The following is an 8,049-nucleotide window of genomic DNA, read 5'->3' on the forward strand; positions in this document are numbered from 1 at the left end:
GTAATCATTGGCAGGCCCGTACGCCGGCCTGTCCGAACTTCAAGAGTACATTGCCATGCCTCAAACGACCCGTCTCTTGCAACCATTGTGGCTGATCTGCCTGTCCGCCGGCCTGGCCCTGTTGTCGCCGGCAGCGCAGGCCGATGCCGTCCAGAGCAATTATCAACAGGAAGTCGCCCGGTGTCATTCGACACCCGGCATCGACCTGGAAGCCTGTCTGAAAGAAGCCGCTGCAGCGGCCAAGGCCAGCCGCGACAACACCCTGTCCGACCCCGCCGACAGCACACGGGAGCGCAATCTCACCAACCGCTGTGATGCGTATTCGGGCAGCGCGCGCGACGAATGCCTGCGCCTGATGCGCGATGGCGAAACCGAAACCCAGGGGTCGGTCGAGTCAGGCGGGATCCTGCGTCGCATGACCATCACGGTGCCGGCCTCCGGCTCGTAGGCTGGCCCCCTTGCGGGGCCCTGGAAACACCACCATGATGCGCGTGCCGGCAATTTCAGGCCGGCTGCTTGCCTTGACCCAGGCGCCATGGGCGAGCGCGATCTCGCGCACGATGGCCAGCCCCAGGCCAGAACCCCCCGGGTGTGCCCCCGACGGGCGATAGAACGGCTCGAAAATCCGCTCCAGATCGCCCTCGGGGATGCCGACCCCATCATCCTGAACATGAATCGCCGGCGGGTTGGCCAGCACGCCGAGCACAATGGTGCGCATGGGCATGGCTTCGCGCAGGGCATTGTCGATCAGATTGCCCAGCAGTTCGGCCAGCAGCAGCGGATCGGCATCCACCAGCACCGCCTTGGTGGGTGCCTGCAGTTGCAGATCCACGCCCTGGGCGCGCGCGAGATCGAGCCAGCGCGAGCCCGCCTGGCGCATCCACTCGCACAGGTCGAGGCGCACGAACGCGTCCTGCGGACGCATGCTGTGATCCGCCCGGGCCAGCACCAGAAGCTGCTGGCCCATGCGGATCATGCGATCGGTGACGGCCTTGATGCGCACGACACGCGCGCGCACATCGTCATCGAGATCCTGCCCGAGCATCAGTTCCGATTCGAGCTTCAGGCCCGCCAGCGGCGTGCGCAGCTGATGCGCCGCCTGACCGATGAAACGCCTCTGTGCCTGTACGGAATCATCCAGCCTGAGCAACAGCCCGTTGAAATGCTGCACCAGGGGTGCCAATTCTGCAGGCAGACCAGAGCCGTCAAAGGCCTGCAGGTCATCCACCGGGCGTTGACGGATTTCGAGCCCCAGTCGGCGCACCGAAGCCAGTTCGGAGCGCACGCCGGACACCAGCGCCCAGATGAAGAGCCCGACCAGCACCACCTGCAGCAGCAACATGGCCCAGAAGAGATCACGCAACTGCCATGGCTCGGGCTGAAGGACCTCTGTCATGTACCAGGTGGCCAGCAGATCGATGACGATCAGGACGAGCAATGCGGGAAACAGCCGCCGCAGCAGGCGCCCCACCAGGGAATCCGTGCGCAGCCAGCCCATCGGGTTCCTGCGCGCTGCGTCAGCAGGCCCGGCATCAGAGCGCATGGCCGGCATCCAGCAGGTAGCCGAAGCCACGCACCGTAAGGATGCTCGCGCCCGTGCCGTCGAGATGCTTGCGCAGGCGATAGATGTAGACTTCGACGGCGTTGTCGCTGAAATCTGCATCACTGGCAGAGAGCGACTGCACCATCTGCTGCTTGGTGACCACCTGCCCCGGCCGGGCCATGAGCATTTCGAGCAAGGAAAGTTCGCGCACGGACAATGGCAGGCGCGAACCCGACGCACTGACCTGGCGTCCCACGGTATCCAGTTGCAGCGCACCGCATTCGAGCACGGTATTGGCACGCCCCAGGCTGCGCCGCGCCAGCACGCGCACCCGGGCGGCCAATTCGGCCAGTTCGAACGGCTTGATGACGTAATCGTCTGCCCCGGCATCCAGCCCGGCGACCCGATCATCGAGGCCGTCGTTGGCGGTCACTATCAGCACCTGCCCCTGGTACCCCTGCCGCCGCAGCCGCTCGAGGATCTGCTGCCCGCTGACATCCGGCAGGTTCAGGTCGAGCAGCAGCAGATCGTGCCCCTGATCGAGCACCCGTGCCACAACCCCCTGCCCGGTTTGCACCCATTCAGCCACATGCCCCTGGGCCAGCAGGAACTCCTGCAGCGCCCGGCCCAGAGTGGCGTCGTCTTCGATGACCAGAACTTTCATGCCCAGATTCTAGTCTGGTGTGGTCACGAACCCCAAGCGTTTCATGCCCGCCTGACGGGCGGCACCCATGACGCGCGCCAACAGGCCGTAACGGGTTTCGGTATCGGCACGGATGCGCACTTCGGGCTGTGGTTCCTGCGCCGCCTCGAGCGCAAAGCGCGCGGTCAATTCATCTTCTGGAACGGGCTGATCGTTCCAGAAGATGGCGCCCGAGGCATCGATGGCCAGATCCACCACCACCGGTTTCTGTTCGAGCGGTTGGGCCGAGACCTGTGGAATATTGATGCGGATCGAATGACTGAGCAAAGGCGCGGTGATGATGAAAATCACCAGCAGCACCAGCATGACATCGATGAGCGGCACCATGTTGATTTCGGACATGGTGGCATTTGACCGCCCCGAGTCGAAACTGCCAAATGCCATGATCAGCCTCCCCGGGCGCCGGCCAGATTGATGTGGCGCGACTGCGGGCGACGTTCGTGATCGCCGTCATCCACCGGCTGCCCCGTGCTCAGGAAGGTGAACAGGTCATGCGCGAAGGCGTCCAGCCGGGCCAGATAGACCCGATTGACGCGCACGAATGCGTTATAGGCGAGTACCGCAGGAATCGCCACCGCCAGCCCAAGGCCCGTCATGATCAGCGCCTCGCCCACCGGCCCGGCGATCCGGTTGATGGTCACCCCATCGGACATGCCGATGCTGAGCAACGCGTGATAAACCCCCCACACCGTGCCGAACAGACCGACGAATGGCGCAGTGGAGCCAACCGAGGCCAATACGGTCAGACCATTTTCAAGGCGTGCCGTTTCTTCATCGATCACCTTGCGCATGATGCGCGTGACAAAGGCAGCCGTCGAGCCGCTTTCCTCGAGCCGCGATGCGCCATACTTCGCATGGTGCCTTTGCGCATGAATGGCGTGGCTCGCAAGATGGGCAAATGGCTCATCGGCGCCATGCGTGGCAATCTCGTTTTCCACCTGCTCCAGTGAACTGGCCGACCAGAATTCCTGCAGGAATTTTTCCGATCGCCGCCGGATGCGCAGATGGGTCAGCCCCTTGGCCAGAATCAGATACCAGCTCGCGAGCGACATCAGAAGCAGGAAGACAAAGAGGGACTTGCCCACCGCATCGCTCTGCCCAATGAAATGCATCACACCCTGCCCGGCAAGAGCCGCCCCAGGCTGCACGAACGTCGGATCCACAGCGGCGGCATCCGCCAACGCGCCGGCGATCGGGGCCGCAGCCGCCGCCAGATTTTCGGCCACGGGCGACGCCACCTGCGGATCGGCCACCTGGGCCACCATCAAGACTGCTGCCTGCATCATGTCCAGCATCATGTTCATGTCCTACAAGACAAAATCAAAAGGAATATCGGCCAATGCCTTATAGGCAATGCCATTTTCGGTATACGGTCTGAAACGCGCCTGCCGGATGGCTTTTACAGCCGCCTCGTCCAGACGTCCGTGGCCGGACGATTGCCTGACCTGAACCTGTATCACCTCACCGCGCGGTGAAATCAGCACCCTGAGGACGACGCGCCCCTGCTCGCCCCGACGCTGGGACAGCCGGGGATACGCGGGGGTCGGGCGCTGGCCCAGATAGTCCACCTGGCCCACGACACGCGCCCGATCCGGATCCACCGGTTCTGCAGCACCCTGTGCGGGACGGGCCTGCTGAGACCCCGCCCGCGCTCCGGTATCCTTGGTGTGCGCGGACGGCTGTGGCCTGCTCGTCGCAACCGGCTTGGGTTTGGCTACTGGCTTGGGTTTGGCTACTGGCTTGGGCTTGGCTACTGGCTTGGGCTTGGCTACTGGTTTGGGCTCGGCTACCGGCTTGGGCTTGGCTACCGGCTTGGGTTCAGGCTCGGGTTTTGCGATGGGTTTTGGATTCGCTGCTGGCTCGGGCTCGATGATCGGCTTGGGCTCGCGAACCGGATCTGGCTCCACGACGGGTTCAGGCTCCGGAACGGGGTCTGGCTCCACGACGGGTTCAGGCGCCGGAATCGGCTCAGGCTCGACGACGGGCTCAGGCTCAGGAATCGACTCAGGCTCGACAACGGGTTCGGGCTCAGGAAGCGGGTCGGGCTCGACGACAGGCTCAGGTTCCGGCGACGGATCGGGCTCCACGACTGGATCCGGCTGAGCTTCGGGCCAGGGTTCAAATACGGGTTCTGGTGTCTCAAAGGACAAATCCGGTTCGGGAATACGCCCCGTCTCGTGGGCATCGCCTGCGACGGCCTGCTCATCCACAGCCGGCCCCAACTCAACGAACTGGACATCAAACCCCTCTGGCTGCCCTTGCGCCACTTCGGCCACAGGCGCCTGCAGCACCATGGCCAGGACCAGCGCGTGCAGGCTGATGGCCAGAACGGCCGCCAGCGCCTTGAGCCAATTAAGAGAGAAAGACGTGGCCCTGTGCATGAAATGGCAGAGACGACAAAGGAAGCGTGGATATTAGCAGGAATGATAACCGTTCTCAATCCAGTCATGACATGCCGCCATGCCACATGGTAACGTCCCTGCATTCGAAAGCGTCATTTTTTCCAAATTGCCGAAGAGGAACCCATGGAGCAGGAGTTGAACCAGTTTCTGGAAAAAGAGCTGTGGATCTTTCCTGTCGTCACCATACTGATCACCCTGGCCGTGAACCGGCTCATTCACTGGTTTCTGGCCTGGCGCCTGCGCAACCTGCAGCCCGGTCGCCACGTATGGCGCCACGCGCTGGTGACGTCCATCGATGCCCCACTGCGTACCGCCGTATGGCTCAGCAGCCTTACGCTGATGCGCCAGAAGATGATGCCCAGGGGTACACAGCCCCTGGCCGACCATTTCGTCAGCCCGGCACTGGGCATATTGGCCATCATCATTCTCGTATGGTTTTTACTGCGTTTTGCCGAACAGTCCAAGAACAACTACCTGTTCCATATCCGCAACCGCAACCAGGAAACCGATGAAACGGCCATAGACGCACTGAACAAGATGGCCTGGGCCTTCGTGCTCATCTTCGCGTCCATCTCGATCCTGCAACAATTGAACGTCCCCCTGGCCAGCCTGCTGGCCTTCGGCGGCGCGGCCGGTATCGCGGCCGGTTTTGCCGCGCAGACCCTGGTGGCCAACCTGCTGGGCGGCCTGACCATCTATGCCAGCCGCATCTTCAAGATCGGCGAAGACATCATTTTCCCCGGCACGAACCTGGCCGGTACCGTGCAGAACATCGGCTGGCGCGCCACCCGGGTGCTGGGCTGGGACGGCAAGCCATTGTACGTGCCCAATTCGCTGTTCAATTCATCCAACATGGTGAACCACTCGCGGCTGAGCCATCGCATGATCAGCGAACACCTGCTCCTGCGCTACGAAGACTATGGCAAGGTGCGCGCCATCATCGAGGACGGCAATCGCTTCCTGAACGAACGCAGCAACCTGAAATACTTCGTCTTCCGCTTCAATCAATTCGGGGATGGCGCACTGAAGCTGCTGCTCTATGCCTGGGTACAGACTGAACCGGCCGGGGCCTTCGTGCCTTATGCGGAATTCATGCGCGCCAAAGAGGAACTGCTGCTGGGGCTGGCCGATATCGCCCTCGCGCACGGCTGCACCTTGCTGCTGCCCGTCAGCAGCGTCTATCTGCATGCACAGGATCACGGGGCGCAGTTGCTGGAACCCGGGGTCTTCAACCCCGAAACCCCTCTGCCACAGCAACGGACGCCGCTGCGCTGACCAATCATGCCGCCAAGCTGAGGCGCCATCCACTGTGCGCAGCCACAGCAGCAGACAAACCTGCGCTAGCCAGCAATGGGCGGATGCTGCTGGCCGAACTGCGTCGCCTGCTCGAATGCATGGGCGATCTGCAGCAGGGCGAAATCGGCTTGATGACGGCCAACGATCTGCAGCCCGACCGGCAGACCCTGAGCGGTGAAGCCGCAGGGTACGGAAATCGCAGGATGGGCAGTTGCCGTGACATAGTAGGCTGAACGCATCCAGTCGATGTAGCTGTCCATTTTCACATCACCGATCTGCGTGACGTATTCCTGCTCGATCGGGAAGGGCGCCACCTGGCTGGTCGGAAACACCATGAATTCGTAGCGCGACATGAAATCATGGACCTGGCGAAAGAGCCGCGTGCGCAATACCCGGGCACGAGCCAGTTGGGTGATGTCAAGGGCACGGCCCGCCTCGATGTTGCTGACGATCGTCTGTTTCAGAACACCCGGATGGCGATCCATCAGTTCACCCAGATTGGCCTGGAACTGATAGGCGCGCAGGGTCAGGGCAGCTTCGGTGGCATCGGAGAAATCCGGGCAGGCGTCTTCCACGATGCAGCCCAGCCCTTCGAACACGCTGCGCTGGGCTTCGATCATCTGGACGACCTGCGGCTCGATGGGCAGCCCCCCCATGGTGGGGCTCCAGGCGATGCGCACCCCTTTCAGATCGCGACCCAATGGTTCGCGAAACTGTGCCCCGGTGCCGGCAATCGCCAAAGGATCACGCGCATCGAACCCGGCCATCACGGACAGGTACAAGGCGAGATCCTGTACGGTACGGGCCATGGGTCCATCGACTGCGAGGCTGTCCCAGCCATCGAGCGTCAGCGACCGGGGTACGCGCCCCACGGATGGCCGCAGGCCCACGACGTTGTTGAAACTGGCCGGGCAGCGCAGAGAACCGAACATGTCACTACCATCGGCCAGCGGCACCATGCCGGTGGCCAATGCAACGGCGGCCCCCCCGCTGGACCCGCCGCACGTCCTGGACAGATCATAGGGATTTCGTGTGGCGCCGAATACTTCGTTGAATGTCTGGGAGCCCGCGCCGAATTCCGGCGTGTTCGTTTTCCCCACACTGATGGCACCGGCCTGCTGCTGCCGTTCAACGATCAGGGCACTCTGATCGGGGATGAAGTGCTCATGGATTTTCGAACCGAACGTCGTGCGCATGCCCTTGGTGAGCGTGAGATCCTTGTGCGCCACAGGCAGACCGTGCAGGGGGCCCAGCGCCTTTCCTTGCGCCTGGGCCTCATCGGCCGCCAGCGCCGCCTGCATGGCCTGCTCGGCATGCAAGGTCACCATGGCATTGACCTGCGGGTTGACCTGCTCGATGCGGGCCAGGTGTGCCTGCATGACCTCGCGGGCCGACAGGTCACCCGCCCGGATGGCGTCAGCCAATGCCGTGGCCGTCATGTAACAAATAGCTTCTGAATTACCCATTGCAGAGCGCCATCCATTTTCTCGGGTTCAGGCTGCATGCTACCTTCTGGACACGGATTCCCGCAAGTCCGTGTGCATTGCCCAAAACACAAAGCTGGCCAAAGCCCGTTCATTTCGTTACGATATGTTCGCCAAGTATGCATTCGATGTATGTGTACATCTTCGCGTCCATAGGTCATTCGACATGGCCGCCACTTACCCAACCAAAAACGAAAGGACAGGCACAACATGGTCAAGAACTCCATCAACGACGACATCTACGCATCTGCCGAACTGCGAGGCAATCTTCCCAAGTCAGGCTTTCCGCAAAAAGAGAACAATCCCGTGGATGCGTTCAGTGCGATACGCGATGAGCTCATGCTGGATGGCAACTCGCGCCAGAACCTGGCCACCTTCTGCCAGACCTGGGTAGATGACGAAATCCGCAGCCTCATGGATCTGTCCATCGACAAGAACATGATCGACAAGGACGAATACCCCCAGACGGCCGAAATCGAGGCACGCTGTGTGCGCATGCTAAAGTGGACCCATGTGTCAAGACAGATTTCACTGGAGTTTAAGCTAAGTCCGTTGCTTCGATTGCAGCTGCCCGGCGCTGCCCCGTGGTGACCGAACTGGACGGTGTTCCGGCCCGGTCAA

Annotated in this window: 9 protein-coding genes; 3 read left to right on the forward strand and 6 right to left on the reverse strand. The window is 62.1% G+C overall.

All coding sequences use genetic code 11. The annotated features are described in order from the left end of the window. Positions 1–55 precede the first annotated feature (55 nt). On the forward strand, positions 56–448 hold the full coding sequence (locus WCY17_RS02605) for a hypothetical protein (protein WP_372700606.1): 393 nt from the start codon (positions 56–58) through the stop codon (positions 446–448). On the opposite strand, the gene WCY17_RS02610 is transcribed toward WCY17_RS02605, so the two are convergent. The 5 genes from WCY17_RS02610 to WCY17_RS02630 are packed head-to-tail and all read right to left on the reverse strand — an operon-like array spanning position 395 to position 4,627. Then, entirely contained in the window at positions 395–1,543 is a 1,149-nt protein-coding gene (locus WCY17_RS02610; protein WP_372700607.1) for a sensor histidine kinase, read from the reverse strand. The genes WCY17_RS02605 and WCY17_RS02610 overlap by 54 nt on opposite strands. Continuing rightward, positions 1,533–2,207, reverse strand: a complete 675-nt coding sequence (locus WCY17_RS02615) for a response regulator (RefSeq protein ID WP_372700608.1) — start codon at positions 2,205–2,207, stop codon at positions 1,533–1,535. The genes WCY17_RS02610 and WCY17_RS02615 overlap by 11 nt, the downstream gene beginning before the upstream one ends. Before the next feature lie 9 nt (positions 2,208–2,216). Then, a complete protein-coding gene (locus tag WCY17_RS02620) occupies positions 2,217–2,588 on the reverse strand; it encodes an ExbD/TolR family protein (protein ID WP_372700609.1) in 372 nt (123 codons plus the stop codon). 44 nt (positions 2,589–2,632) lie between these two features. Next, positions 2,633–3,541: a MotA/TolQ/ExbB proton channel family protein gene (locus tag WCY17_RS02625; protein ID WP_372700620.1), complete on the reverse strand. Its 909-nt coding sequence runs from the start codon at positions 3,539–3,541 to the stop codon at positions 2,633–2,635. Positions 3,542–3,553: 12 nt separating this feature from the next. After that, the gene (locus tag WCY17_RS02630; RefSeq protein WP_372700610.1) at positions 3,554–4,627 is read right to left on the reverse strand and encodes a TonB family protein; all 1,074 of its coding nucleotides are present in this window, start codon (positions 4,625–4,627) and stop codon (positions 3,554–3,556) included. Positions 4,628–4,771: 144 nt separating this feature from the next. Here WCY17_RS02630 and WCY17_RS02635 point away from each other — a divergent pair, with 144 nt between their 5' ends. Continuing rightward, positions 4,772–5,923 carry a mechanosensitive ion channel family protein gene (locus WCY17_RS02635; RefSeq protein WP_372700611.1) on the forward strand — a complete coding sequence of 384 codons (1,152 nt, stop codon included), beginning with the start codon at positions 4,772–4,774 and terminating at the stop codon, positions 5,921–5,923. 65 nt (positions 5,924–5,988) lie between these two features. On the opposite strand, the gene WCY17_RS02640 is transcribed toward WCY17_RS02635, so the two are convergent. Continuing rightward, positions 5,989–7,410 (reverse strand): amidase, encoded by a 1,422-nt coding sequence (locus WCY17_RS02640; RefSeq protein ID WP_372700612.1) that lies wholly within the window; start codon positions 7,408–7,410, stop codon positions 5,989–5,991. A gap of 228 nt (positions 7,411–7,638) precedes the next feature. Here WCY17_RS02640 and WCY17_RS02645 point away from each other — a divergent pair, with 228 nt between their 5' ends. Beyond that, positions 7,639–8,019: a pyridoxal-dependent decarboxylase gene (locus WCY17_RS02645; RefSeq protein ID WP_372700613.1), complete on the forward strand. Its 381-nt coding sequence runs from the start codon at positions 7,639–7,641 to the stop codon at positions 8,017–8,019. The last annotated feature ends 30 nt before the right edge of the window (positions 8,020–8,049 follow it).

Origin of the sequence: Castellaniella sp. (assembly GCF_041677825.1) — a bacterium.
Taxonomy (GTDB): Bacteria; Pseudomonadota; Gammaproteobacteria; order Burkholderiales; family Burkholderiaceae_B; genus Castellaniella.

Excerpts from the sequence above, each read along its gene's own strand:
- WCY17_RS02620 (WP_372700609.1), bottom strand. The coding sequence starts at position 2,588 with ATGTCCGAAATCAACATGGTGCCGCTCATCGATGTCATGCTGGTGCTG.
- WCY17_RS02615 (WP_372700608.1), bottom strand. The coding sequence starts at position 2,207 with ATGAAAGTTCTGGTCATCGAAGACGACGCCACTCTGGGCCGGGCGCTG.
- WCY17_RS02640 (WP_372700612.1), bottom strand. The coding sequence starts at position 7,410 with ATGGGTAATTCAGAAGCTATTTGTTACATGACGGCCACGGCATTGGCT.
- WCY17_RS02605 (WP_372700606.1), top strand. The coding sequence starts at position 56 with ATGCCTCAAACGACCCGTCTCTTGCAACCATTGTGGCTGATCTGCCTG.
- WCY17_RS02635 (WP_372700611.1), top strand. The coding sequence starts at position 4,772 with ATGGAGCAGGAGTTGAACCAGTTTCTGGAAAAAGAGCTGTGGATCTTT.
- WCY17_RS02630 (WP_372700610.1), bottom strand. The coding sequence starts at position 4,627 with ATGCACAGGGCCACGTCTTTCTCTCTTAATTGGCTCAAGGCGCTGGCG.
- WCY17_RS02645 (WP_372700613.1), top strand. The coding sequence starts at position 7,639 with ATGGTCAAGAACTCCATCAACGACGACATCTACGCATCTGCCGAACTG.
- WCY17_RS02610 (WP_372700607.1), bottom strand. The coding sequence starts at position 1,543 with ATGCGCTCTGATGCCGGGCCTGCTGACGCAGCGCGCAGGAACCCGATG.
- WCY17_RS02625 (WP_372700620.1), bottom strand. The coding sequence starts at position 3,541 with ATGCTGGACATGATGCAGGCAGCAGTCTTGATGGTGGCCCAGGTGGCC.